Raw genomic sequence first — 24,649 nt, 5'->3', positions numbered from 1 at the left:
GAAAGGGCCGGGGGCAGCGCCCCTTTTCCCCGTCCGCCTCAGGCGCTGGCCGCGCCTTCCTCGATACCCAGCGGGTGGGGGATATGCACCAGCATCTCCTTCGGGCACACCTGCAGGAACTTGCCCTTCTCGATCTCCCAATGCTGGAGGATCTCGGTGGCCTTGACGCTGCCGGTCTCGCGGGCGTGCTGCTCGATGAGCCCCTTGAGCTGGTCTTCCCAATGGGCCACGGTCACCGGACAGGTCACCAGCGTCTCCATGTTCAGCTTGTCCTGGGCCTCGCCTTCCGGATCGTAGAGATAGGCCATGCCGCCCGTCATCCCCGCCCCGAAGTTGGCGCCGATGGAGCCGAGGATCACCGCAACGCCGCCGGTCATGTATTCACAGCCGTTGGAGCCGCAGCCCTCGATCACCACCTTCGCACCCGAGTTGCGCACCGCGAAACGCTCGCCCGCGCGGCCGGCCGCGAAGAGGTAGCCGTCGGTGGCGCCGTAGAGCACGGTGTTGCCGATGATCGTGTTCTCGCTGGCCACCAGCGGGCTGGCCATCGGCGGGCGCACGACAATGATGCCGCCGGAAAGCCCCTTGCCCACGTAGTCGTTGGCGTCGCCCGAGACCTCGATCTTGAGCCCCGGTGCCGCGAATGCGCCGAGCGACTGGCCGGCGGAGCCGTTGAGCTTCACCGTCAGGTGGTCGGGCTGCAGGCTGTTGCGCATGCCGAAGTTCTGGACGATGTGGCTCGCGGTGCGGGTGCCGATGGTGCGGTGGGTGTTCTGCACCGCGTATTGCAACTGCATCTTCTCGCCGTCGTTCAGGAAGCGCGCGGCGTCCTTGACGATCTCCGCATCCAGCGTGTCCGGCACGGCGTTGCGCGGGCGGTCGCGGTCGTAGACGATGTCATGCGCCCCATCCACCGTGATCAGCAGCGGGTTGAGATCCAGATCGTCCAGATGCGCGGCGCCGCGGGAGACCTGGCTCAGAAGGTCGGCCCGGCCGATCACCTCGTCCAGGGAGCGCGCACCGATCTGGCTCAGGATCTCGCGCACTTCCTGCGCGTAGAAGGTGATCAGGTTCACCACCTTGTCGGCATTGCCGGTGAACTTGGCGCGCAGGCGCTCGTCCTGGGTGCAGACGCCGACGGGGCAGGTGTTGGACTGGCACTGGCGCACCATGATGCAGCCCATGGCGATCAGCGCGGCGGTGCCGATGCCGTATTCCTCCGCCCCCATCATGGCGGCCATCACGATGTCGCGCCCGGTGCGCAGGCCACCGTCGGTGCGAAGGGTCACGCGGTCGCGCAGGTTGTTCATCGCCAGAACCTGGTGCGCCTCGGTGAGACCCATCTCCCACGGCAGACCGGCATACTTGATCGACGTGGCCGGGGACGCGCCCGTGCCGCCGTTGTGGCCCGAGATCAGGATGACGTCGGCCTTCGCCTTCGCCACGCCGGCCGCGATGGTGCCAACGCCCGAGGCAGCCACGAGCTTCACCGTCACCTTGCAGCGCGGGTTGATCTGCTTGAGATCGTAGATCAGCTGCGCCAGATCCTCGATCGAGTAGATGTCGTGGTGCGGCGGCGGCGAAATCAGCGTCACGCCCTTGGTGGAATGGCGCAGGCGGGCGATCAGGTCGGTGACCTTCATCCCCGGCAGCTGGCCGCCCTCGCCGGGCTTGGCGCCCTGCGCGACCTTGATCTCAAGCTCTTCGCAGTGGTTCAGGTATTCGGCGGTCACGCCGAACCGGCCCGAGGCCACCTGCTTGATCTTGGCGGAAGGGTTGTCGCCGTTGGGTTCCGGCACGAAATGCGCCGGATCTTCGCCGCCCTCGCCGGAGTCCGACTTGGCGCCGATCCGGTTCATGGCCACGTTGAGAGTCTTGTGCGCTTCGGGCGAGAGCGCGCCAAGCGACATGCCCGGCGTCACGAAGCGCTTGCGGATCGAGGTGATGCTTTCAACCTCTTCGATCGGCACCGGCTTGCCCAGCGGCTTGATGTCCAGCAGGTCGCGCAGGTGGATCGGCGGATTCGCCCGCATCCGTGCGGAATACTGCTTCCACATCTCGAAGGACGCCCGGTCGCAGGCCGCCTGCAGCATGTGCATCGTCTGCGCTTCCCAGGCGTGTTTCTCGCCGGAGCGGCGCGCCTTGTAGAAGCCGCCGATGGGCAGCACCTCGGTGCCGGCGATCCAGCCCTTGGCGTGCACCTCCTCGAGCTTCTTCTGGATGCCCGAAACACCGATGCCGGAGATACGGGAATGCATGCCCGGGAAGTACTCGGCACACATGGCGCGCGAAAGCCCCACGGCCTCGAAGTTGAGGCCGCCCCGGTAGGAGGAGATCACCGAGATGCCCATCTTGGCCATGATCTTCAGCAGGCCCTGGTCGATCGCATTGCGGTAGCGCGCCACGTTCTCGGTGAGCGTGCCTTCCAGCAGGCCGCGCTCGATACGGTCGGCGAGGCTGTCCTCTGCGAGGTAGGCGTTCACCACGGTGGCGCCGCAGCCCACCAGAACCGCGAAGTAGTGCGGATCGATGCATTCGGCGGAACGCACCGAGATCGAGCAGAAGGTGCGCAGCCCCTTGCGGGTCAGGTGCGAGTGGATCGCCGAGGTCGCGAGGATCATCGGCATGGCGACCTTCTCGGGCCCCTGGTGCTGATCGGTGAGCACGATGTGGCCGGCGCCGGAGCGCACGGCGTCCTCGGCCTCGGCACGGATGCGGGTCAGACCATCACTCAGCGCGCCCTTCTTGCCGCCGGCGGGGAAGGTGCAATCGATCTCGACGACGGAGTCACCGAAATGCTTGAGCAGCGTTTCGAACTCCGCGTTGCCCACGAAAGGCGTGTCCAGCACGAGGATCTCGGTCTGGGAGCTGTCTTCGTCCAGCACGTTCTTGAGGTTGCCGAAGCGCGTCTTCAGGCTCATCACGCGGTATTCGCGCAGCGAGTCGATCGGCGGGTTCGTCACCTGGCTGAAGTTCTGGCGGAAGAAGTGGCTCAGCGGGCGATACATGGTGGAGAGCACCGCCGAGGGCGTGTCGTCGCCCATGGAGGCGATGGCTTCCTTGCCGTCCTCGGCCATCGGCGCGAGGATCTGCTCCAGTTCCTCGATGGAGTAACCCGCCGCCACCTGGCGTTTCTTCAGCTCTTCGCCGGAGTAGATCGCCTTCTCGGTGACGCCCTCCATCTCGGCGGAGAGGTCCACGACCTTTTCCAGCCAGTCGCCGAAAGGCTGGGAGGCGGCCAGCTTGTCCTTGATCTCGGTGTCGTGGAAGAGCGAACCGTCGGTCATGTCCACCGCGATCATCTGCCCCGGGCCGAGCGCGCCCTTTTCCACCACGGTGGCTTCGTCGATCGGCACCATGCCGGCCTCGGAGCCCGCGATCAGGAGATTGTCACCCGTCACCACGTAGCGCATCGGGCGCAGGCCGTTGCGATCCAGGCCGGCGCAGACCCAGCGGCCGTCCGTCATGGCAAGAGCGGCCGGGCCGTCCCAGGGCTCCATCACGGCATTGCAGTAGGCATACATGTCCCGCCAGGGCTTGGGCAGATCCACGGCCTGCTGGCTCCAGCTTTCCGGCACGAGCATGGTTTTCACCATCGGCGCGTTGCGGCCCGCGCGCACCATGACTTCGAACACCGCGTCCAGCGCGGCAGAGTCGGAAGAGCCCGAAGGAATGATCGGTTTGATGTCTTCGGCAAGATCGCCGAAGGCGGAGGACGAGATGCGGATCTCGTGGCTCTTCATCCAGTTGATGTTGCCCTTCAGCGTGTTGATCTCGCCGTTGTGGGCGAGCATGCGGAAGGGCTGGGCCAGCCACCATTGCGGGAAGGTGTTGGTGGAGTAGCGCTGGTGGTAGATCGCGAAGCGCGAGGTGAAGCGCTCGTCCATCAGGTCGGGGTAGAACACCGCCACCTGCTCGGCCAGCATCATGCCCTTGTAGATCACGGAGCGGCAGGAGAGCGAGCAGATGTAGAGCCCGGAAACCTGGGCCGCCGCGGCGGCCTTCTCGATCCGGCGGCGGATCACGTAGAGCTCACGCTCGAAGGTTTCCTCGTCCACGCCCTTGGAGTTGGAGATCAGGATCTGCTCGATCTCCGGGCGGGTGGCGTTGGCCTTCTCACCGAGGCAGGTCACGTCCACCGGCACGTGGCGCCAGCCGTAGATGTAGTAGCCCATGCGCAGCACTTCGGTTTCCACGATCGTGCGGCAGGCTTCCTGGGCACCGAAATCGGTGCGCGGCAGGAAGACCTGACCGACGGCGATGAGCTGATCCATGTTCGGCTCGTGGCCGGTGCGGCGGATCTGGTCGTAGAAGAATTCGACGGGGATCTCCACGTGGATGCCCGCGCCGTCGCCCGTCTTGCCGTCCGCGTCCACGGCGCCGCGGTGCCAGACGGCCTTCAGCGCCTCGATCCCGGCCGCCACGACCTTGCGGCTGGCGGTGCCGTCGGTGGACACCACGAGGCCCACGCCGCAGGAGGCGTGCTCGTCATCTTCGCGGTAGAGCCCGTTCTCCGCCATAAATTTGCGCTTGGCTTCTTCGGCGGCTACCCAGGCCTGATCGTACTTGGTCATGATCGCTTACCTTTCGCTCGGCGGCATGTGCGGGCCTCGGCCCGGCGACCTGCCGGAAATTCCAGTTGCGGGCGGGCGCCGATGGCGCCGCTCACCCTTGCTTCGGCTGTTACTCGGCGGCCACAGCGGGCGCGGCGTCGAGATGGGCGAGGATCGATTCCGCCGCCTCCCGGCCATCGGCGATGGCCCAAACGACGAGCGAAGCCCCGCGCACGATGTCGCCCACGGCGAAGACGCCCGGCAGGCTCGTTTCGTGGGTGCGGAAATCGGCCTTGATCGTGCCCCAGCGGGTCACTTCCAGCGCTTCTTCGCCCCACAGCGTGGGCAGGGCCTCCGGCTCGAAGCCCAGCGCCTTGATGACGAGATCGGCTTCCTCCACGTAGTCCTCGCCCTCGATGGGCTCCGGCGAACGGCGGCCCGACGCGTCCGGCGCGCCAAGGCGCATCCGCTGCACCATGACGCCGGTCACGCTGTCATCGCCGGCAAAGCCTTTCGGGGCGGTCAGCCACTCGAACTGCACGCCTTCCTCCTCGGCATTCTGCACCTCGCGCTGGGAGCCCGGCATGTTGGCGCGGTCCCGGCGGTACAGGCATTTCACGCTTTCGGCGCCCTGGCGGATCGCGGTGCGCACGCAGTCCATCGCGGTATCGCCACCGCCGATCACGACGACCTTCTTGCCCTTGGCGTTCAGCTCCCCGCTTTCAAGCTCCGGCACGACGTCGCCGAAGGAAGCACGGTTGGAGGCCGTCAGGTAATCCAGGGCGCGCACGATGCCCTTTGCACCGGAGCCCGGCCCGCCGAGATCGCGGGATTTGTAGACGCCCGTTGCGATCAGCACGGCATCGTGTTTCTCGCGGATCTCCGCGAAGGAGATGTCTTCGCCCACGTTGCAGTTCAGAACGAAGGTCACGCCGCCCTTCTCGAGTTGCTCGATCCGCTGCATCACGACGGGCTTTTCCAGCTTGAAGCCGGGAATGCCGTAGGTCAGCAGGCCGCCGGCGCGGTCGTAGCGGTCATAGACCGTGACCTGCACGCCCTGGCGGCGCAGCGCGTCCGCCGCGGCGAGGCCGCCGGGGCCGGCCCCGATGATACCCACGCTCTCCGTGCGCTCATGCTTCGGCGCAACGGGCTTCACCCAGCCGTTTTCCCAGGCGGTATCGGTGATGTATTTTTCGACGGAGCCGATGGTGACGGTGCCATGGCCCGACTGTTCGATCACGCAGTTGCCTTCGCACAGGCGATCCTGCGGGCAGATGCGACCGCAGATCTCCGGGAAGGTGTTCGTGGCCTGCGAAACCTCGTAGGCTTCCTGAAGGCGGCCTTCCGCCGTCAGGCGCAGCCAATCGGGAATGTTGTTGTGGAGCGGGCAATGGCTCTGGCAGTAAGGCACACCACACTGGGAGCACCGCGAAGCCTGTTCCTGCGCCTTGGCCGCCGCGTATTCCTGGTAGATCTCGTGGAAGTCCTTGTTGCGCACGTTCGCGTCCCGCTTCTCGGGCATGTCCCGCTCAACGGTCACAAACTGGAGCATTCGCTGTTTCGCCATGGCTTCACTCTCCGCAAACTTCACTTCGCGGCTTGCTTACAGCGGCTTCGCGAGAATGAAAAGTCAACGATGCTGACCTTTTATTCTTTTTTTCGCACGCGGAGGCAGTGCGCGACCACAAAGGGGCACGATTTTATGTCAGCATAATTGACATAAAATATCCTATCCCATTGAAATCAAATCGGATACCATCTTCCGAAACCGAGGCACCTTCGAGTCGACATGTCGCTTTTCCATCTTCTCCTCATCGCGATCATCCAGGGGATCACCGAGTTCCTGCCGGTCTCCTCGTCCGGACACCTGATCCTTCTGCCGAATCTCACCGGCCTCGCGGATCAGGGCCAGGTCATCGACGGGGCGGTGCACGTTGGCACGCTGGCGGCCGTCATGCTCTATTTCCGCAAGGACGTGGCGCTGATGTTCGGCGGGCTGCCACGGCTTCTGACCGGGCGGATCGATACCGAAGGGGCCCGGCTCGCCTTCCTGCTGATCGTGGCCACGGTGCCGGTGATCCTGTTCGGCCTCTTCCTCGCCCTCACCGGGCTTGACGATGCGATGCGCTCAATCACCGTGATCGGCTGGACGATGCTCGGCTTCGGGCTGCTGCTTTACTGGTTCGACCAAAAGGGCGCGGAAACGAAACGGAGCGCCGACTGGAACCTGCGAGACGCCATCAGGATGGGCCTGTGGCAGGCGCTCGCTCTGATCCCCGGCACCTCCCGCTCAGGGGCGGCGATCACCGGAGGCCGGGCACTTGGCTACACCCGCACCGAGGCGGCGCGGATCTCCATGCTGATGTCGATCCCCACGATCATCGCATCGGGCGTGTTCATCGCCGGGGAAGTCATCGCGGAAGCCGATGCGCAGGCGGCCCGCGACGGCGCGATCGCAGCGCTCTTCGCCTTCCTCTCGGCTCTGCTGGCGCTCACGTTGATGATGCGGCTGCTGCGCTCGGTGAGCTTCACGCCCTACGTGATCTACCGCGTCATCCTCGGCGTGATCCTGCTCTGGATCGCCTACGCCTGACGCGAAACGCGCCTCAGGCGCGCAGGTTCTTCGCGGAGTCCTTGATGGCGTCGTACTGGCCCGCCGGGCGGTAGCGCCACAGGTAGTCGGGCATCACTACCTCATAGGCGGTGGGCTCGATTCCCAGATCGGCGAAGCCCTTGGCCCCTTCGCTCACCACGTTGTCCACGCGCAGGTTCTTCACCTGGTCACGGGTCAGGATGCCGTTCGTGAAAAGCCCGAGGGTCGCGAACTGCAGGAAATCGAAGACCGTGGCCAGGATCCGCCCAACGAAGAAGGGCTGGTTGATGATGATGCGGCGGCGATGGATCACCTTCAGCATGTCTTCCATCAACTTGCGCAGGGTGGCCACCTCGGGCCCGCCGAGTTCGTAGATGCCGGGCGCGGCCTCGCCCACGAGGGCCTTCTCCGCTGCCGCTGCAACATCGTCCACGTAGACGGGCTGGAAACGCGTCTCGCCTCCGACCAACGGCAGGAAAGGCCCGATCCTTGCCATGCTGGCGAAGCGGTTGAAGAAACCGTCTTCGGGGCCGAAGATCACGGAAGGCCGCAGGATGACGGCATTCGGCTGATGCGCCAGCACCGCCGCCTCGCCGGCGGCCTTGGTGCGGGCATAGGCGCTCGCGCTCTCCGCGCTGGCCCCGATGGCGGAGAGCTGCACCATGGTCGTGATGTCTTCCTCGGCGGCGATGCGCGCGATCCGCCCGGCCCCTTCCGCCTGCACGGAGGAAAACTTGTTCTTCCCGGTTTCGTTGAGGATCCCGACGCAGTTCACCACCGCATCCGCACCAAGGAGCGCCGCCCGGACGGAGGCGTCGTCGCGGATGTTGCAGAACACCGGCTCCACCTGCCCCACCGCACCGTAGGGTTTCACGAAGAGCGCCTCGTTGGGGCGGCGCACCGCCACCCGCACCCGCCAGCCGCGCCGTGCCATGCGCTGCGCGATGTAGCGGCCCACGAAGCCCGATCCGCCGTAGATGGTCACCAGTTTCGCCATGGGGCCCTCCGATCCTGTTTGGGAAAGAAATAGCCGCCAGCCCCCCACCGGACAAGCACCATGACGCCGCGCCCCGGGCGGCTCCGACGGCGGAAGAAACTTTTTTCATTTCGGGCGGGAGAATCGCGTTGACACCCCCCGGCAATCCCCGTAAATCGCCCCCCACGACACCTGCCCAGGTGGCGGAACTGGTAGACGCGCTAGCTTCAGGTGCTAGTGTCCGTATGGACGTGGAGGTTCGAGTCCTCTCCTGGGCACCAAAATCAAAACGCCTTGCGGCCTCCGGTTCGCAGGGCGTTTTGCTTTTTCAGTCAAGCCGAGACCATCCACGATCAAGAAGCGCGCCGCAGGGTCAGGAGCCCAATGCCGCGCCCCATTTCCGCGCATAGGCCCGAAGGCGCTCCGCCTGGTCCAAAGCCACGGCCGGCGCAGGCTCCAACGCTTGTGCGGGAGCCCCCTTGCCCCACAAAAGCGCCGCGCCTTCGCTGGTGCCTGTCTGGCCGGGCGAGGCGAACACGGGGCCCGGGCTGAGCGCCGAAAGCATCTCAAAATAGATCCTGTTCTTGCCGAAAGGCCCTTCGACGATCAATGGCCCCTTCTGCCCGATGCCACGCAGGCAGCGGGAAGTGACAAGGGCGAGATACAGGCCCACGGCGGCGGCACGTTCCGGCGTGCCCACGGCAGGCTCCTCACCGATCCATCGTGCGGCATGCCCCCGGTAGATCCCGCTTTCCGGCACCACGGCGGGCAGAAGCATCACGCCGCTTTCCAGCACCCGCGCCAGCGCCGCGTCATCGACCTCCACGGCATGCCCCCGCAGCGCCAGATCATGCTCGCGCCCGCCCATGAAGCGGGCGGAGGGCACAGCGTCGCTGTAGGCATTGACGTTGATCAGCATGTCGCGGCTGCCGTCCAGCGGCAGCGGATCGCCGCCCATCGCCATGGCGATCACCCAGGTTCCCGTGCTGACCACGCCGAAGGGGGCTTCCTGCCGCAATAGATGGGGCAGCAGAGAAGCGTTTGAATCATGGATTCCGCAGAGAACCGGCGTATCGGGCGCGAGGCCTGTCCGGGCAGCGACCGCGGGCAGGATCGGCCCCAGCACATCGCTCGGCCTGCGCGGCGGAGCGATCTTGCCTTCAAGCCCGAGCCGCGCGACGAGCGCGGAGAACGCTCCCTCCCACGGCGCCCAGAGATCCGTGTGGCAGCCCAGCGAGGTCACGTCGGTCGCGGCCACGCCGGTGAGCCGGTGGCCCCAGTACTGCGGGTAGGTCACGACCTGCGCGACGCGCGATTTCAGGCTCTGATCCTGCGCAAACTGCCAGAAAAGCTGCGCCCCGATGTTCAGCCCCATGCCCAGCCTGGGCGAGCCGGTTTCCGCGAAATCGGGGCGGATCGCGTCATATTCAGCAGCCAGTTCCTCCGGCCCGGCATGCTCGTAATCGAGGATGGGCGCAGCGAGGCTGCCGTCCGCCGCGAGCAGCGCCGCGCAGGCGCCATGGGTGGTGACGGAAATCGCGCTCACCCCGTGTTCGGCCTGAAACGCGGCGAGACCTTCAAGGATGAAGTCCCAATGCCCGTCCACGTCGAAATGCGGATAGGGCGGCCCCGAAAGGACGGCATTGGGCCGCTTGAGCACGGCGATTTCGGAAAGGTCGCAGCGGCGCACCAAGGCCAGTTTGGCGTTTGTCTTGCCGATGTCGATGACGGCGACGTTTCCAGCCATCCCAGCCCCTCAGCGCATGTGGAAGACGGTGGTGAGCGGCACGGCGACGGGTTCGTTGTCGGGCTTCACCTCCATCAGATCGGCCATGTAGGCCCACCAGCGCTGCATCACCGGGTGGTTCGGCAGATCGTCCATCCCGTGGGTCTCCGACCGCCAGAGGACACCGAAGAGAAGATGCGTTTCCTCATCCAGGTGGATCGAATAATCCGAGATGCCGGCTTCCCTCAGCAGCGCTTCCAGCTCCGGCCAGATCTCGTCATGACGCTTGCGGTATTCCACTTCGCAGCCCGGATTGAGCCGCATCCGAAAGGCGAATTTCTCCATCAACCCCTCCACATCTTCCAGAGCCGCGGCAGGGCGATCACCCCGATCAGCAGCGCCCCGATGACGATGGACATCACGATACCCGGCACGTTCAGCAGGCCAAGCCCGAAGGTGACGAGCCCCATCACGAAGGCCGCGATCACCACGCCGGGGATGCTGCCGGAGCCGCCAAGGATGTTCACGCCGCCGAGCACCACCATCGTCACCACCTCAAGCTCCCAGCCGAAGGCGATTGAGGGGCGGGTGGAGCCGAGCCGCGAGGTCAGGCAGATGGCGGCGACACCCGCCATCAGGCCGGTGAGCAGGAAGAGGATGAATTTCACCCGCGCCACGCGGATCCCGGAGAAAAGCGCGCCCGTCGGGTTGTTGCCGATGGCATAAACGGCGCGGCCGAAGTTCGTCTTGTGCAGCAGCACGCCATAGATCACGGCGAGCAGGGCGAAGAGCACGAACTCGAAGGAGATCACCCAGAACACGTAGCCCTGCCCGAAGAAGGCGAAATCCGCCGGGTAGCCGCGAAACGCCTGATCGCCCAGCACGATGTAGCTGATGCCGCGAAACAGACTCATGGTGCCGATCGTCACCACGATCGAGGGCAGCCCCATGCGGGTGACGAGAAAGCCGTTGAACGCGCCGCACAGCAAGCCCGTGCCAAGGCCCACGAGGATCAGCACAGGGGTGCCCGCCCCCAGCTGGACCGCCGCGCCCATGGCCGTGGAGGCCAGCGCGATGATCGAAGCCACGGAGAGATCGATCTCGCCCGAGATGATCAGCAGCGCCATGGCGAAGGCGATCATCGCCTTCTCGGTGAAGTTGAAGGTCGCGTCCGAGAGGTTCCAGGCGTTCAGGAAGTAGGGAGAGGCAAAGCTGTTGGCGATGAAGATCGCGATGGCGACGAGCAGCAGCAGGCTCTCCCAGCTTTTCAGGCGGCGCTCCAGCGGGCTTTGCAGGCGGTCGGGGATGAAACGGTCGGTGGTGCTCATGCGGCGTGCTCCGCGGATTTGAGGATGATCCGGCCCTTTTCACGGTTCGCGCGGGCATTCACCGCCACGGCGATGATGATGGCGCTGCCGGAGATGGCGAGTTGCCAGAAGGGGGAAATATCGACGACGGGCAGGGCGTTCTTGATCACGCCAAGGAAGAGCGCGCCCAGCAAAGCACCTGCAACAGAGCCTATTCCGCCTGCAATCGAGACGCCGCCGATCACGCAGGCCGCCACCACGTCCAACTCGAAGCCGCCGGCGATGTCCACGTAGGCCACCGCGTAGCGCGAGACCCAGAGATAGCCCGTCAGCCCGGCCAGCGCGCCGGAGATGGTGAAGGCCCAGAACTGGGTGCGGCCCACGTTGATGCCGGTGTAGGTGGCCGAATGGGGGCTGCCGCCCACGGCGTAGAAGGCCCGACCCAGCGTGGTGCGGCGCATTACGAGGGCGAAGATCAGCACGGCGGCGATGGCGATCCAGCTCAGCACGGGCAGGCCAAGCAGCTCGGTGCGGGGCAGTGCCTTGAAGGCAGCGCTCATCTCGTGACTGTTGACCCACTTGCCATCGGAAATCAGGAAGATGATGCCGCGGAAGATCGTCATCGTGCCCAGCGTCACGACGATGGGCGGGATGTCGAGCTTCCAGACGAGCAGCCCGTTCACCATGCCCAGAAGAGTCCCCAACAGGATTGCCACGATCAGGATCACCCCGATGGGCATCCCCGGCGCGGCGACGTTGATCATCGCCACAACCATGCCGGTGAGCGCGAGGTTCGCGGCCACCGACAGATCGATGCAACGGGTGAGGATCACGATCATCTGGCCGATCGCCAGCAGGATGAGCGGCGCCGTATCGTTGAATACCCCGGCCAGGTTGGACGGCGCGACGAAGCCGGGAAAGCGGGTGGCGATCAAGGCGAGCAGCGCCATGATCGCACCCAGGAGCAGGATTTCGCGTGAAGCCAGAAGGCGTTTGAGCATAAATAGAGCCTTTCTCAGATCCCCGCCGCGTGGCGGACAAGCGTTTCCGGGGTCAGGTCTTCACCCGCAAGTTCCGCCGCGATCCGGCCTTCACGCATCACGATCACGCGGTCGGACATGCCGAGAATCTCGGGGATTTCGGAAGAGACCATGATCACCGCCAACCCCTGCGCGGCCAGTTCGGCCATGAACTCGTGCACCGCGGCCTTGGAACCGATGTCGATGCCCTTGGTGGGCTCGTCCAGGATGATCACCTTGGGCTGGGTGGCGAGCCATTTGGCGATCACCACCTTCTGCTGGTTGCCCCCCGACAGGCTTCCGACGTTCGTATCAAGGGAGGCGGCGCGCAGATCGAGACGGGTGGTGTATTCACGCGTCAGACGGAATTCCTCGGCGAGCCGCAGGAAGCCGTTCTTCGAGGTTCGCTTGAGTGAGGGCAGCGTGACGTTTTGGAAGATCGGCAGATCGGTGATCGCGCCCTGGCGCCCGCGATCCTCGGGCACGTAGACGATCCCGTTCTCGATGGCATCCGCCGGGGAGCGGATGGCGGAAAGCCGGCCATCGATCTTTGTGATGCCTTTCGAGGTTTTCGTAATGCCGAAGAGCGCCTGCATGAACTCCGAGCGCCCCGCCCCCACGAGCCCGTAGAAGCCCAGGATTTCGCCCCGGCGCAGGGTGAAGCCGATATCGGCGAATTCGGTGGGGTGGTCGTAGCCGACGACCTGCAGCACCTCTTCGCCGATACGCCGTTCGCGGTTCGGGAAAATCTGGCTCACGTCCCGCCCGACCATCATCTTCACGAGATCGGCTTCGGTGACGTCGGCCATGCGGCCATCTCCGACGAGCTGTCCATCGCGAAAGACCGTGAACCGATCCGCAATGCGGAAGATCTCGTCGAATTTGTGCGAAATGAAGAGGATCGCCTTGCCCTTGGCCTTCAGGCTTTCGACGAGCTCGTAAAGCTCCTCGATCTCCTTGTGCGAAAGCGCGGCGGTGGGCTCGTCCATGATCACCACGCGCGCGTCGATTGAAAGGGCGCGGGCGATGGCCACCAGGTGGCGGTTGGCAATGCCGAGATCGCGCAGGCGGACCTTTGGATCGATCTGCGCGCCGATGCCGACGAGAATCTCCTCGGCGCAGCGCTCCATCTCGGCCCAGTCGATCAGGCCGAAGCGGCCGCGCGGGGCATGGCCGAGGAAGATGTTCTCGGCCACCGACAGCTCATCAAAGAGCACGGTTTCCTGATGGATCGCCGTGATCCCGGCGGCGGCCGCATCCTGGGCGGTGGCAAAGCGGCGCGGCGCGCCGTCCACGAGGATTTCGCCGCCATCGGGCTGGTAGATCCCCGTGAGCGTCTTCACCACGGTCGATTTGCCGGCGCCGTTCTCTCCGATCAGGGCCGTCACCTGGCCGGGATAGAGCCTGAGATCGACATCCGACAGCGCCTTCACACCCGGAAATTCCTTGGTGACCTTGGCAAGGGCGAGAATGGGGGCCGGATCGGGCGCGGCAGCCCGTGCGGCGTGCGCGGCGGTTTCAGCGTGCATCAGCATATCATTTCCGGAAACACGGGTGGCCCCGGTGCACGATGCACCGGAGCCGGGGGAGAGCCCTGCGATCAGAAGATCGACTTGAACTCGTCGATGTTGGAGGCGTCGTAGACGAAGGGGTCCGCCATCGCGCCGGAGTTTGTTTCGTCCAGCGTCACTTCGCCCATGCGGCCCATCGGGATGGACGCGCCCGGCTCGGCCGTGGCTTCGCCCGTTGCAAGCGCGTGGGCGATCATCGTGGCGGCATAGCCCAGATCGATCGGGTTCCAGATCGCGAAGCTCTTGGAGGCCCCGCTTTCGATGGCACCGGCCATCTCGGACGGCAGCCCGAGGCCCGTCACGTTGATCTCGCCGGCTTTGCCGGCATCCTGCACCGCCTGGGCCGCCGCCACGATGCCGACGGAGGTCGGCGCGATGATCGCGTCCAGATCCGGGTAGGATTGCATCAGGCCCTGGGCCTCGCGGTAGGATTTGTCGGCGAGGTCATCGCCATAGACCGTCGCCACCACTTCGATGCCGGGATAGTTGCCCATCACCTTGTTCATCTCTTCGATCCAGATGTTTTGGTTCGTGGCGGTGGCAGTGGCGGAGAGAACGGCCACCTGGCCGCCCTCGGGCAGGTGATCGGCGGCGAGCTTGATGATCATGTTGCCGATCAGCTCGTTGGACGAGGGGTTCAGGTGCATCTGGCGGCCTTCGGGGGCCACGCCGGAATCCCAGCTGATCACGGTGATGCCGCGATCCATCGCCTTCTTCAGGGCCGGAACCAGCGCATCGGGATCGTTCGCCGAGATGGCGATGGCATCCACGCCCTGCGCGATCAGGGAATTGATCACCTCGATCTGGCCCTCGGCGGTGGTGTCCGTGGGGCCGGTGTAGATGATCTCCACGCCCCCCAGTTCCGCGGCAGCTTCCTCGGCGCCCTTGGCGGCGGCCTCGAAGAAACCGATGCCCAGCGCCTTCACGACAAGCGCGATGCGCATGTCATCGGCCAGCGCCGGGCTGGCCAGGAATGCCGACGCCATCGCGGTGCCGGCGAGCAGTTTGGTAAAGTTGCGGCGGATCATGTTCTTTCCTCCCAGAGTTATGATCTTTCCCGGCGTGCGCTGCGCTCTCAAGAGGCCGCTTCGCCCTCCTCCTGAGCGGCGCCCGTCGGGGCGACGATCAAGTTCACATCAGCCGCTTCCAGCATGGCGGCGGCTGCATCGGTCAGGCCCTCGTCGGTGATCACGGTGGTGATCCGGCTCAAGGGGCAAAGGATCAGGCTGGAGCGGCTTTCGAACTTGCTGCTGTCCACCAGCACCACCAGCTCATCGGCTTGCCCGATCAGCTTCTGTTCGGCCTGGATCAGCAGTGGATCCGCCTCCATCAGGCCCAGCGGCCCCAGCCCGTGCGCGCCCATGAACATGCGCCGCGCATAGAAGTTGCGGGTCACGTCATTGTCGAAGGGCGACAGGATGATGTTCTGCTCCCGGTAGATCGCCCCACCGGAGAGCATGATCGTGTTTTTCGAATGCTTGAGCAGGTGCTCGGCGATCGGAAAGGAGTTGGTGAAGATCTGCATCCGGCGGCTGGCCAGCGGATGCACCATCTGGAACGTCGTCGTGCCCCCGTTGATGATGATCGAGTCGCCATCTTCGCACAGTTCCACGGCGGCCCGCGCAATCGCCTGCTTCTCGCGGCTGCGCAGGCTCTGGTTCACCGAGAACGGGCGGCCCGCAAGGCCGACGAACTGCGGCGGGGTGATCGCTTCCGCCCCACCCCGCACGCGCCGCAGCTTGCGTTGCGTATGCAGGGTTGCGATGTCGCGCCGGATGGTCGCCTCCGAGGCATCGGTCAGCGCGCAGAGCTCCACCACCGTCACGACGGGGCGGTCCTGAACCGCGGACAAGATGATTCGATGGCGTTCTTTCTCGTGCATCTGCACCTCCCTTGGCTTCAAACACTGCGCAGATTCGAGCAGCCTGTCAATCATTAACAATCATTTACGCTCATTCTGCGCCGCAGCATGATTGTTTATGATCGTTTCTGATTGACATTCCGACGCACCGTTCGCAGGATGTGCAGGATTTCAGATACCGGCGCGCTGCGCCACCCGGGAGGACATCATGTTGACAACCCAAGAGAATTCGCTGCTTCAGAATCGCTGGGATCCGGCAACGGCGGCCGGGATGAGCGAGCCCGAGCTGCTGCTCTACCGGTCCAACACCCTGGGCGCCGACAAGCGCGTGACGAACTACGGTGGCGGCAACACCTCGGTGAAGGCGATGGAAGTGGATCCGCTCACCGGCGAGAAGGTCGAGGTGCTCTGGGTCAAGGGCTCCGGCGGCGACATCGGCTCGATCAAGATGGACGGTTTCGCCACGCTCTACATGGAAAAGCTCCACGCTCTCAAAGGGCTCTACCGCGGGGTGGAGTTCGAGGACGAGATGGTGGGCTACCTGCCCCATTGTACCTTCCGCCTGAACCCGCGCGCCGCCTCGATCGACACGCCGCTGCACGCCTACGTGCCCCGCAAGCACGTGGACCACGTGCACGCCGATGCGATCATCGCCATCGCCGCGTCCAAGAACTCCAAAGAGCTCACGAAAGAGATCTTCGGTGACAAGATCGGCTGGCTGCCGTGGAAGAAACCCGGTTTCGAGCTTGGCCTCTGGCTTGAGAAATTCTGCCTGGAGAACCCCGAGGCCGATGGCGTGGTTCTGGAAAGCCACGGGTTGTTCACATGGGGCGATACCGCCAAGGACTGCTATGACAAGACGATCGACGTCATCAACCAGGCAACCCGTTGGCTCGCCGAACGCACCGAGGGCAAGCCGGCCTTCGGCGGCGCGAAACACCGGAGCCTGCCCGCCGAGGCCCGCGCCGAGGTGGCCGCGCGGCTCATGCCCGCGATCCGCGGCTTCGTTTCGGGCAATCAGCATATGGTCGGCCATTTCAATGACAGCCCGGAAGTTCTGGAGTTCGTGAACGCCAGGGGGATGGAGCCGCTGGCCGCGCTCGGCACCTCATGTCCCGATCATTTCCTGCGCACGAAGATCCGCCCTCTGGTGGTGAATTTCGACCCTGAAGCAGGGAATATCGAGGATGTTCTCGCGCGGCTTCCGGATCAGATCGCGGCCTATCGCGCGGAATACGCCGCCTACTACGAGCGCTGCAAACACCCCGACTCCCCGGCGATGCGCGACCCGAACGCGGTTGTCTACCTGGTGCCGGGCGTGGGCATGATCACCTTCGCGAAGGACAAGGCCACCGCCCGCATCTCCGGCGAGTTCTACGTCAACGCCATCAACGTGATGCGCGGCGCCTCTGCGGTGAGCGAATACGTGGGCCTGCCCGAGCAGGAGGCCTTCGACATCGAATACTGGCTTCTGGAAGAGGCCAAGCTGCAACGCATGCCCAAGCCGAAATCGCTGGCCGGCCGCGTGGCCTTCGTCACCGGCGGCGCGGGCGGCATCGGTGCTGCCACGGCAGCGCGCTACCTCGCAGAAGGCGCCTGCGTGGTGCTGGCCGACATCAATGCCGAAGCCCTCGCCGAGGCGGAACGGAGCCTGAAAGAGAAATTCGGTGCCGATGTCGTCTCCAGCGTCGTGATGGACGTGACCCGCGAAGACGCCGTGGAGCGCGCCTTCGCCGCGGCCTGCGTGGCTTTCGGCGGGGTGGACATCCTCGTGTCCAACGCCGGCATCGCCTCCTCCGCCCCGGTCGAGGACACCTCGCTCGCGATGTGGAACAAGAACATGGAGATCCTCTCCACCGGCTACTTCCTCGTCAGCCGTGCCGCCTTCAAGCTGATGCGCGTGCAGGGCATGGGCGGTTCCATCGTCTTCGTGGCCTCCAAGAACGGGCTGGCCGCCTCACCCAACGCCTCGGCCTACTGCACCGCCAAGGCAAGCGAGATCCACCTCGCCCGCTGCCTTGCCCTCGAAGGCGCGGAAGCCGGGATCCGCGTGAACGTCGTGAACCCCGACGCCGTGCTGCGCGGCTCGCGCATCTGGCAGGGCGAATGGCTGGATCAGCGCGCCTCCACCTACGGAACCGACAAGGAAGGCCTCGAAGAAATGTATCGCCAGCGCTCTATGCTGAAACGTTCGGTGCTGCCCGAAGACATCGCCGAAGCCTGCTATTTCTTCGCCGCCGACACTTCGGCAAAATCCACCGGCAACATCCTGAACGTGGATGCCGGCAACGTGCAGGCCTTCCCCCGCTGAGGGGAAGACGGGAGGAGGAAAGATGGCAATATCCTACGAGTCGGCACGCGATGCATTCGCGGAATGGGGCGTGGATTGCGAGGCCACCCTTGCGGCGCTGAAATCCGTTCCGATTTCCATGCACTGCTGGCAGGGCGATGACGTGGTGGGTTTCGAGGCGCGCAGCGGTGCGTCGGGCGGGGGCATCCAGGCCACCGGCAACCATCCGGGCCGCGCACGCACGCCGGATGAACTGCGCGCGGATCTGGAGTTTGCCTACAGCATGATCCCCGGCAAGCACCGGCTGAACCTGCACGCGATGTATCTGGACACCGAAGCCACACCGGACCGCGACGAGATCGAATATGCCCACTTCGCCCCATGGGTCGAGTGGGCCAAGGCGCAGGGATTGGGGCTCGATTTCAACCCCACCTTCTTCGCGCACCCGAAGGCAGACGACAACCTGACCCTCAGCCACCCCGATCAGGGCATCCGCGATTTCTGGATCGAACACGGCAAGCGCAGCCGTGAGATCGCCGCACGGATGGGGGAAGCGCTCGGCACGGCTTGCGTCAACAACATCTGGGTGCCCGACGGCATGAAGGATATCCCCGTCGATCGCCTCGCCCCGCGCCGGCGGCTGGAAGCCTCGCTCGATGAGATGATGGCCGACAAGCTGGCGCCCGAGCAGATGCGCGACGCGGTGGAGAGCAAGCTCTTCGGCATCGGCGTGGAGGCCTATACGGTGGGCAGCCACGAGTTCTACATGGGCTACGCGATCCGCAGGGGCACGCTCCTGTGCCTCGACATGGGCCATTTCCACCCCACCGAGAACATCGCCGACAAGCTCAGCGCCGTGTCGCTTTCAGTACCCGAAATGCTGCTGCACGTGTCGCGCCCGATGCGCTGGGATTCCGATCACGTGATCCTGCTGGACGATGACATTCTCGCCATGGCACAGGCGCTGGTGAGCGGCGACCTTCTGGCGCGCACGCGGATCGGGCTCGACTTCTTCGACGCCACCATCAGCCGCACCGCCGCCTGGGTGATCGGCACGCGCAACATGCAGAAAGCCCTGCTGCGCGCCATGCTGGCACCGCAACAGGCTCTGACACAGGCCGAAACGGGCCTTGATTTCACCAAGCGGCTGGTGATGACGGAAGAATTGAAGGATCTGCCCTACGGCGCGATCTGGGCCGAGTTCTGCCGCCGCAACGATGTGCCCGAGGGCCTTGCGCTCATCAAGGAACTGGACGGCTATCAATCCAGGGTCGCGGCGCGGGGGTAGTGCCCCGCACCGCGGTTCACGGGCCCGCGTCAGGCAAGCGCTTCCATCACCAGCTTTGCCAGCGGCTCGGCGGAGGCCGGGTTCTGCCCGGTGATGAGAGTGCCATCACGCAGCGCGAAGGGTTCGAAATCCGGTGCGGCTTCGTGCTGGGCGCCCAGCTCCTTCAGGCGGGTTTCCAGCAGGAAGGGCACGGCTTCCACGAGGCCCACGGCGCTTTCCTCGGAGTTGGTGAAGGCGGCCACGCGGCGCCCGGCCACCAAGGGCGTACCATCCGCCTTCATGGCGCCAACCAGCCCGGCTGGGCCGTGGCAGACGGCGGCGACGATCTTGCCGCGGGCGTCGAAGTCCGACACCAGCGCCGCCAGCGCCGCGTCCTGCGGATAGTCGAACATCGTTCCGTGGCCGCCGGGCAGAAACACCGCATCGAAGCCTTCGGTATCCAGCGTGTCGAACTTCGGAGTCGCCTTGATGGCCGCCTGGAAGTCCGCGTCCTTCAGGGCGCGCTCGACGGAGGCATCGTTTTCCCCGGCCGGTTTCAGGCTGCGGGGGTCCAGCGGCACTTCGCCACCGGCGATGGATGCCAGCGTGATCTCGGCGCCGGCGTCCTTGAAGGCATAATAGGGCGTCGTCAGTTCTTCGGCCCAGAGGCCGGTTGCCTCGCCGGAGTCGCCCATGGTTGCGGCGGAGGTGGTGATGATCAGGATTTTGGGAGCTTTGGCCATTTCATTGGTCCTTTGTCGTTGCGATGCCGCTGACATAGGCGCTCCCGTCCATCACGACATCCTTGCTTTATTTGCCTCAGCAATAACTTTACTTATGGGCGCATGTCCCTCACCCATTTGCGCACCTTCACCGAGGTGCATCGCCAGAAATCGATCAGCAAAGCCGCGCGGAGCCTCGGGCTGACGCAGCCGGCCGTCTCCGCCCAGATCGCCGCGCTCGAAACGCAGATCGGGAAGCCGCTGTTTCAGCGCCATGCCCGCGGCGTGCATCCAACCAGCGTGGCAGACGATCTGGCGGCAAGCCTCGGCAACAGCCTCGATCATGCCGAAGCCACGCTGGCCAGTTTCAAGGCGCGGTCCGCGCAGCTGTCCGGCGTGGTGCATATCGCGGGGCCGGCCGAGTTCATGGCCGAGCGGATTTCACCCTTGCTGCCCGAACTTCTCGAACGGGGCTTGTCCCTGCGGCTTCATCCGGGTGGCAAGGGCGACATCTACGGCGCGCTTCTGGCCGATGAGGTCGATCTCGCCTTCACGGCTTCGGAGCCGCAGGACGCCCGGCTCGCGGCACACCGGATCGGGCAGGAGCGCCTTCTGGCTGTGGCCGCGCCGACGCTTGCGCCCCGGATCACGGCGAAGGTTCTGCCGCAGACGCCGCTTCTTGCCTACGATCAGGATCTGCCGCTGGTGCGGGACTGGCTCAGCGCGAATGAACTTCCGCTTCCTTCATCCCCGCCGGCCGTCACGGCACCGGATCTGCGCCTGTTGCGGAGCCTCGCCTGCGAGGGCGCGGGCTGGACGGTGCTGCCCGACTACCTGTGCTCGGGTCAGATCGCAGCCGGCACATTGGCAGAGATCAAGCCGCCGAGGACCACCCCCCACAACGCCTTCTTCCTGGTCTGGGCCCGCGCCGCGCTCCGCCATCCGCGCATCGCATTTGCCCGGACGGAGATCCTCAGGGTTCTGGACGGGGCGGCGGATCAATCCGCCGTGGCGGCAATCAACGCCCGCGCCAGCGGCAGGGCCGAATAGCCGAGCCGCGAGGGCGTCAGGCCGAGACGCACCACGACGAGATCATGGGACGGGAAGATGCCGATGCTCTGGCCGTCATGGCCGGAGAGCCAGACGGCATCTTCAAACGGCGGCGCGTCGCCGGAAGCCTCCAGCCACAGGTGCCCCTTGGCATAGAGCCCGTTGGACGCGGGGACTGGCTCGAACATCCAATCCGTGAAGCCCTCCGGCAGCAGCGCCTCGCCGTTCCAGCGGCCGCCCTGAAGCAGGAACTGGCCATAGCGCGCCCAGTCCCGCGCCGTGGCATACATGTAGCTGGAGCCGACGAACGTATCGCGCGCATCGGTCTCCATCACGGCCGAAGCCATGCCGAGGGGCAGAAACAGAGCCTCTTTCGGGTAACTCAGACTGCCGTCGCCCACCACGTCCTGCCAGAGCCGGGCGAGCATCGTCGAGGTGCCCGAGGAATAGGTGAATACCTCCTGCGGTGCGGCCTCGGCCGGCTGGCTGGCCGCAAACCCGGCCATGTCATTTTCGAGGTAGAGCATCCGCGTCACGTCGGACACGCTGCCGTAGCCTTCGTTCCACCTCAGGCCGCTGGCCATGGCGAGCATGTCCTCCACCGTGATCGCCGCGCGCTCATCCGCGGCCCATTCAGGAAAGCTCGCCGTGAGATCGTCCTGCAACGACATCTGCCCGGATTTGATCAGCGTGCCGATCAACCCGGCGGTGACGGTCTTCGTCATGGACCAGCCCAGAAGCGGCGTCTCCGCGGAGAACCCCTCGGCATAGGTTTCGCCGATGATGCGGCCGCCCTTCACGGCGACGACCGCGCGATAGCCTTCGCCCAGTAACGCAGGATCGGACAGGGCCGCCTGCACCTCCGGATCCTGGGACGGAGAGACCTCGTTGCCCTCGGGCCAAAGGCCGCCGCCCGGCCCGGCCGGAGCCTCCAGCCGGGCCTCGCTCAGTCGTCCGGTCTGGCTGTTGGTGCATCCCAGGCCCGCACGATGGACGGAAGTGGCCGGCGCGAAGAAGCGAAAGAGCCGCGCCTCGACGGCCTGCGCCTCGTTATCCACCGAAACAGAGACGAATTTCAGCAGCGGATGCCCCGGCGCCTGCACGTCGACCGCGAGCACCTCTTCGGCGTCACGCCCGGCCAGAAAGACGTTGGAGCAGACGATCTTGGCGGAGTAGTTCGTGCCCACCCTCAGAAGATCCGGAGGCGCGATCCACAGAAAGGCCAGCCCTCCCAGAATGGCAAGCCCTACGAGCGAGGCCGTGATCTTGAGAAATCGCTTGAACATGCACCGCACCGGCCGTCGGCCGGCCCTCCCACTGCTGCCTGACTTTGACAAGCAGAGTAGCGGCAGGGCGCGAATGCTCAACAGGCATACCGCCCCGCACCGGGACCATGACGCCACGGCACGCACTGTCGCGGCCTGAGGATGTTGTCAATCGCCTGTTCTCAGCGACGGCGCGTTCGCTGTATCGGCTTGATTAGAGCCTTTTCCTTGACCGAGGCGACCTCTCCGCGCTCTGTTGCGGGAAAAAGGAGACAGCGACCTTGCCAGCCCGGACTCTCGACGCCCGTCAAAGGTGCGAAGTGCGCGTGTATGATGTCGCCTCGGCGACGGATGCATGCCTTTTCACCACGGCCGACATCCTGCTCGAAGCCCCGAACTGGGCGCCGAAAGGGGATGCCTTGATCCTGAACGGCGACGGCAGGCTCTGGCGGCTTGCGCTTGAGGCCCCGGCGTTGGAAGCCATCCCGCTTGGCGGCATACCTCCGATCAACAACGATCACGTGCTGGATCCCGACGGCACCCATATCTTTCTTTCGGCCAACGGCGACGGGCACATCTATCGCGCGCCGCTTTCGGGCGGCCAAGCGGTGCGGGTCTCGGGGCCCGGTAGCCCGGACGGGATGCTGCACTTTCTGCATGGCGTATCCCCGGATGGGGCGACGCTTGCCTTCGTCGGGGTGCTGCTGGATGAAACATCCGAAACCGGCGCCTTCGCTTCCGCAGAGATCTGCCTGATCGCGGCGGATGGCAACGGATTTCGCCAGATAACCGCCTCCGGCACCCCGGCCGACGGACCCGAATACAGCCCCGGCGGCGAATGGATCTACTTCAACACGGAAGCCTTCAGCGGCCACGCCCAGATTGCACGCATGCGCCCGGACGGCTCCGATCCGGAGCGCCTCACCTTCAGCGATACCGTGGATTGGTTTCCGCACATTTCCCCGGACGGCGCGCTTGCGGTCTTCCTTGCCTATGAACCAGGCACGCGCGGGCATCCGGCGGATCAGCCGGTCTCCCTGAAACTCGTGCGCGGGGGTGACTGGCTGTCGCCTGAAACGATCGTGCGGCTGCACGGAGGCCAGGGCACGATCAACGTGAACTCCTGGTCCCCTGACAGCCAACGCTTTGCCTACGTCGCCTACCCCTTTGAATGAGGCAGGCGACGCAATCGCTGTATGTCGCCGCGAAAGCTTGCGCACCGTTCATTGAATTCAAAGAGAAAAATGGACGCAAATTCCCCCAAAAAAAACCTCCGCGGCAGTTGCGCATAACATTGCGCGATTTGCCGAAAACTTTTCGCGATTGAATATCGCCAAACTATCCTGCCCCAAGAGTGAGCTTAAGATTCAAACTACAACTTGAGGATTCGAAAAAGAAAAATTGACTGCAGTCGGCGGTTTCGGCCGAGTTGGCGCTGATTTCTTCGGTCGGAGGTGTGGGAGTCGAACCCAAACATGGAATTACCGAGCGGTCAGAAAGATCTCGGTCCGGGTCGTTCCGTGTAGGTGATTCAGTTGCTCCAGTAGACGGTCGCGCCAGATCGAGAAACTCACCGGAAACGGGTCCTTCTCTGCGCGTATAGACCAGCACCGTGACGACCCGACCGGTGCGCGTCGCGGCGATTTCAACCAAGTGCAGTCCAATTTCCTTCAAGACGGGTTTGATGCGATCAAAGACCCGATCTCGTTCATCGGGGGGGCAGGCCGGCGCCAAGCACTTCGTCGAAGGCGCCACGAAACAGGCCCAGCGGTTGGGGTCGCACAATCAGACACAGGAGCAAGATCACGAGGGAATCCGCTATGGGCGCCAGAACTTCGAGAGAGGTTCCACGCATGAAGTCGAAAACGAGAAACGCAATCCCCGCCCCGGCGCTCAGTGCGCCGTCGATGGTCGCGGCCGACCGTTCGGTCTTCAGCAGCCGGCTGTTTCCTCCCGTGCGACGCAGGTTCCAGTGATGCACCACCGCAAGCCCCGTGCAGGTCGCCACCATCAGGGCAATGTAGACCATGATCCGGTCGAAGCGCACCGGTTCGATCTTTGCACCCGAGGCATAGGCCAGGATCTTGTCCACCGCGACGAAGGCAGCCACTGCGATGATCCCGAAGAGGATCAGAGCCCGGAACATCACATGGACGGCTTCGTTGATTTCTTAGCCGAAGGGCCATCCAGCATCAGCGCGTCGGCATTGGCCAGGATTGCCGCCGCTACACCTGCCACAGCCATTCACAGGTTGGCCCATTTCGCAATCAAGAGCGAAGACTGCTCGATCTGGGCTGTGGATGGTTTTGCCTTGCCTCCCTTTAGGTCGTGAACTCATAAACGGGATTCCGTTTTTGGCGGTGTGATGATTCACTTTCGGAAACGGAGGTGAGCATGACGGGCAGACACGATGTGAGCGATGCGGAATGGGCGGTGATCTCGCCGCTGT

The 24,649-nt window shown here is 64.8% G+C and carries 18 protein-coding genes and 1 tRNA gene; 6 read left to right on the top strand and 13 right to left on the bottom strand.

The features are described from left to right. Nucleotides 1-38: 38 nt before the first annotated feature. Together gltB and PSA7680_RS16170 are read right to left on the bottom strand one after the other, a co-directional pair. Complete coding sequence (gene gltB, locus PSA7680_RS16175; RefSeq protein ID WP_085869725.1) at nt 39-4,574, bottom strand: glutamate synthase large subunit; 4,536 nt, start codon at nt 4,572-4,574, stop codon at nt 39-41. 109 nt (nt 4,575-4,683) lie between these two features. After that, a complete protein-coding gene (locus PSA7680_RS16170) occupies nt 4,684-6,120 on the bottom strand; it encodes an NAD(P)-dependent oxidoreductase (RefSeq protein ID WP_085869724.1) in 1,437 nt (478 codons plus the stop codon). A gap of 222 nt (nt 6,121-6,342) precedes the next feature. Between PSA7680_RS16170 and PSA7680_RS16165 the strand changes: the two genes are divergently transcribed. Continuing rightward, nucleotides 6,343-7,146, top strand: a complete 804-nt coding sequence (locus tag PSA7680_RS16165; RefSeq protein ID WP_085869723.1) for an undecaprenyl-diphosphate phosphatase — start codon at nt 6,343-6,345, stop codon at nt 7,144-7,146. Between the two features lie 13 nt (nt 7,147-7,159). On the opposite strand, the gene PSA7680_RS16160 is transcribed toward PSA7680_RS16165, so the two are convergent. Then, complete coding sequence (locus PSA7680_RS16160) at nt 7,160-8,143, bottom strand: complex I NDUFA9 subunit family protein (protein ID WP_085869722.1); 984 nt, start codon at nt 8,141-8,143, stop codon at nt 7,160-7,162. A gap of 173 nt (nt 8,144-8,316) precedes the next feature. Here PSA7680_RS16160 and PSA7680_RS16155 point away from each other — a divergent pair. Next, nucleotides 8,317-8,403: transfer RNA gene (locus tag PSA7680_RS16155), tRNA-Leu, on the top strand. A 92-nt stretch (nt 8,404-8,495) separates the two neighbouring features. Here the strand turns inward: PSA7680_RS16155 and PSA7680_RS16150 are convergent. The 7 genes from PSA7680_RS16150 to PSA7680_RS16120 form a co-directional block, all read right to left on the bottom strand. Next, nucleotides 8,496-9,869 carry an FGGY-family carbohydrate kinase gene (locus tag PSA7680_RS16150; protein WP_085869721.1) on the bottom strand — a complete coding sequence of 458 codons (1,374 nt, stop codon included), beginning with the start codon at nt 9,867-9,869 and terminating at the stop codon, nt 8,496-8,498. Nucleotides 9,870-9,878: 9 nt separating this feature from the next. Beyond that, on the bottom strand, nt 9,879-10,193 hold the full coding sequence (gene rhaM / locus PSA7680_RS16145) for an L-rhamnose mutarotase (RefSeq protein ID WP_139838698.1): 315 nt from the start codon (nt 10,191-10,193) through the stop codon (nt 9,879-9,881). Further along, a complete protein-coding gene (locus tag PSA7680_RS16140; RefSeq protein ID WP_085869719.1) occupies nt 10,193-11,176 on the bottom strand; it encodes an ABC transporter permease in 984 nt (327 codons plus the stop codon). The genes rhaM and PSA7680_RS16140 overlap by 1 nt, the downstream gene beginning before the upstream one ends. Continuing rightward, nucleotides 11,173-12,156, bottom strand: a complete 984-nt coding sequence (locus PSA7680_RS16135) for an ABC transporter permease (RefSeq protein WP_085869718.1) — start codon at nt 12,154-12,156, stop codon at nt 11,173-11,175. Before PSA7680_RS16135 ends, PSA7680_RS16140 begins: the two co-directional genes overlap by 4 nt. A 14-nt stretch (nt 12,157-12,170) precedes the next feature. Continuing rightward, nucleotides 12,171-13,709, bottom strand: a complete 1,539-nt coding sequence (locus PSA7680_RS16130) for a sugar ABC transporter ATP-binding protein (protein ID WP_085869717.1) — start codon at nt 13,707-13,709, stop codon at nt 12,171-12,173. A gap of 65 nt (nt 13,710-13,774) precedes the next feature. Beyond that, the gene (rhaS, locus tag PSA7680_RS16125) at nt 13,775-14,773 is read right to left on the bottom strand and encodes a rhamnose ABC transporter substrate-binding protein (RefSeq protein WP_085869716.1); all 999 of its coding nucleotides are present in this window, start codon (nt 14,771-14,773) and stop codon (nt 13,775-13,777) included. A 47-nt stretch (nt 14,774-14,820) separates the two neighbouring features. Beyond that, nucleotides 14,821-15,627: a DeoR/GlpR family DNA-binding transcription regulator gene (locus PSA7680_RS16120; RefSeq protein ID WP_085869715.1), complete on the bottom strand. Its 807-nt coding sequence runs from the start codon at nt 15,625-15,627 to the stop codon at nt 14,821-14,823. Between the two features lie 187 nt (nt 15,628-15,814). Between PSA7680_RS16120 and PSA7680_RS16115 the strand changes: the two genes are divergently transcribed. Then, nucleotides 15,815-17,917: a bifunctional rhamnulose-1-phosphate aldolase/short-chain dehydrogenase gene (locus tag PSA7680_RS16115; protein ID WP_085869714.1), complete on the top strand. Its 2,103-nt coding sequence runs from the start codon at nt 15,815-15,817 to the stop codon at nt 17,915-17,917. Nucleotides 17,918-17,939: 22 nt separating this feature from the next. Then, nucleotides 17,940-19,184, top strand: coding sequence for an L-rhamnose isomerase (locus PSA7680_RS16110; protein WP_085869713.1), 1,245 nt, complete (start codon nt 17,940-17,942; stop codon nt 19,182-19,184). 29 nt (nt 19,185-19,213) lie between these two features. Here the strand turns inward: PSA7680_RS16110 and PSA7680_RS16105 are convergent, their stop codons facing one another. Further along, complete coding sequence (locus PSA7680_RS16105) at nt 19,214-19,906, bottom strand: type 1 glutamine amidotransferase domain-containing protein (protein WP_085869712.1); 693 nt, start codon at nt 19,904-19,906, stop codon at nt 19,214-19,216. A gap of 102 nt (nt 19,907-20,008) precedes the next feature. Here PSA7680_RS16105 and PSA7680_RS16100 point away from each other — a divergent pair, with 102 nt between their 5' ends. Continuing rightward, nucleotides 20,009-20,935 (top strand): LysR family transcriptional regulator, encoded by a 927-nt coding sequence (locus tag PSA7680_RS16100; protein WP_085869711.1) that lies wholly within the window; start codon nt 20,009-20,011, stop codon nt 20,933-20,935. Here PSA7680_RS16100 and PSA7680_RS16095 read toward each other — a convergent pair. Further along, nucleotides 20,884-22,221, bottom strand: a complete 1,338-nt coding sequence (locus tag PSA7680_RS16095; protein WP_085869710.1) for a serine hydrolase domain-containing protein — start codon at nt 22,219-22,221, stop codon at nt 20,884-20,886. The genes PSA7680_RS16100 and PSA7680_RS16095 overlap by 52 nt on opposite strands. A 305-nt stretch (nt 22,222-22,526) precedes the next feature. Here PSA7680_RS16095 and PSA7680_RS16090 point away from each other — a divergent pair, with 305 nt between their 5' ends. After that, a complete protein-coding gene (locus tag PSA7680_RS16090) occupies nt 22,527-23,375 on the top strand; it encodes a TolB family protein (RefSeq protein ID WP_217808356.1) in 849 nt (282 codons plus the stop codon). 533 nt (nt 23,376-23,908) lie between these two features. Here PSA7680_RS16090 and PSA7680_RS16085 read toward each other — a convergent pair. Continuing rightward, nucleotides 23,909-24,346, bottom strand: a complete 438-nt coding sequence (locus PSA7680_RS16085) for a cation efflux transmembrane domain-containing protein (RefSeq protein ID WP_085869708.1) — start codon at nt 24,344-24,346, stop codon at nt 23,909-23,911. Nucleotides 24,347-24,649: the final 303 nt, after the last annotated feature.

It is taken from the genome of Pseudoruegeria aquimaris (assembly GCF_900172235.1).
Lineage (GTDB): Bacteria > Pseudomonadota > Alphaproteobacteria > Rhodobacterales > Rhodobacteraceae > Pseudoruegeria > Pseudoruegeria aquimaris.
Note: the sequence above shows the minus strand (reverse complement) of the source record. Positions and strands in the feature narration are given on the sequence as shown.

What these genes read in the sequence shown, in the direction of transcription:
- gltB (WP_085869725.1), bottom strand. Translation starts at nt 4,574, where the DNA reads ATGACCAAGTACGATCAGGCCTGGGTAGCCGCCGAAGAAGCCAAGCGC.
- rhaM (WP_139838698.1), bottom strand. Translation starts at nt 10,193, where the DNA reads ATGGAGAAATTCGCCTTTCGGATGCGGCTCAATCCGGGCTGCGAAGTG.
- PSA7680_RS16135 (WP_085869718.1), bottom strand. Translation starts at nt 12,156, where the DNA reads ATGCTCAAACGCCTTCTGGCTTCACGCGAAATCCTGCTCCTGGGTGCG.
- PSA7680_RS16100 (WP_085869711.1), top strand. Translation starts at nt 20,009, where the DNA reads ATGTCCCTCACCCATTTGCGCACCTTCACCGAGGTGCATCGCCAGAAA.
- PSA7680_RS16085 (WP_085869708.1), bottom strand. Translation starts at nt 24,346, where the DNA reads ATGTTCCGGGCTCTGATCCTCTTCGGGATCATCGCAGTGGCTGCCTTC.
- PSA7680_RS16160 (WP_085869722.1), bottom strand. Translation starts at nt 8,143, where the DNA reads ATGGCGAAACTGGTGACCATCTACGGCGGATCGGGCTTCGTGGGCCGC.
- rhaS (WP_085869716.1), bottom strand. Translation starts at nt 14,773, where the DNA reads ATGATCCGCCGCAACTTTACCAAACTGCTCGCCGGCACCGCGATGGCG.
- PSA7680_RS16140 (WP_085869719.1), bottom strand. Translation starts at nt 11,176, where the DNA reads ATGAGCACCACCGACCGTTTCATCCCCGACCGCCTGCAAAGCCCGCTG.
- PSA7680_RS16130 (WP_085869717.1), bottom strand. Translation starts at nt 13,709, where the DNA reads ATGCTGATGCACGCTGAAACCGCCGCGCACGCCGCACGGGCTGCCGCG.
- PSA7680_RS16150 (WP_085869721.1), bottom strand. Translation starts at nt 9,869, where the DNA reads ATGGCTGGAAACGTCGCCGTCATCGACATCGGCAAGACAAACGCCAAA.
- PSA7680_RS16120 (WP_085869715.1), bottom strand. Translation starts at nt 15,627, where the DNA reads ATGCACGAGAAAGAACGCCATCGAATCATCTTGTCCGCGGTTCAGGAC.
- PSA7680_RS16110 (WP_085869713.1), top strand. Translation starts at nt 17,940, where the DNA reads ATGGCAATATCCTACGAGTCGGCACGCGATGCATTCGCGGAATGGGGC.
- PSA7680_RS16105 (WP_085869712.1), bottom strand. Translation starts at nt 19,906, where the DNA reads ATGGCCAAAGCTCCCAAAATCCTGATCATCACCACCTCCGCCGCAACC.
- PSA7680_RS16170 (WP_085869724.1), bottom strand. Translation starts at nt 6,120, where the DNA reads ATGGCGAAACAGCGAATGCTCCAGTTTGTGACCGTTGAGCGGGACATG.
- PSA7680_RS16165 (WP_085869723.1), top strand. Translation starts at nt 6,343, where the DNA reads ATGTCGCTTTTCCATCTTCTCCTCATCGCGATCATCCAGGGGATCACC.
- PSA7680_RS16115 (WP_085869714.1), top strand. Translation starts at nt 15,815, where the DNA reads ATGTTGACAACCCAAGAGAATTCGCTGCTTCAGAATCGCTGGGATCCG.
- PSA7680_RS16095 (WP_085869710.1), bottom strand. Translation starts at nt 22,221, where the DNA reads ATGTTCAAGCGATTTCTCAAGATCACGGCCTCGCTCGTAGGGCTTGCC.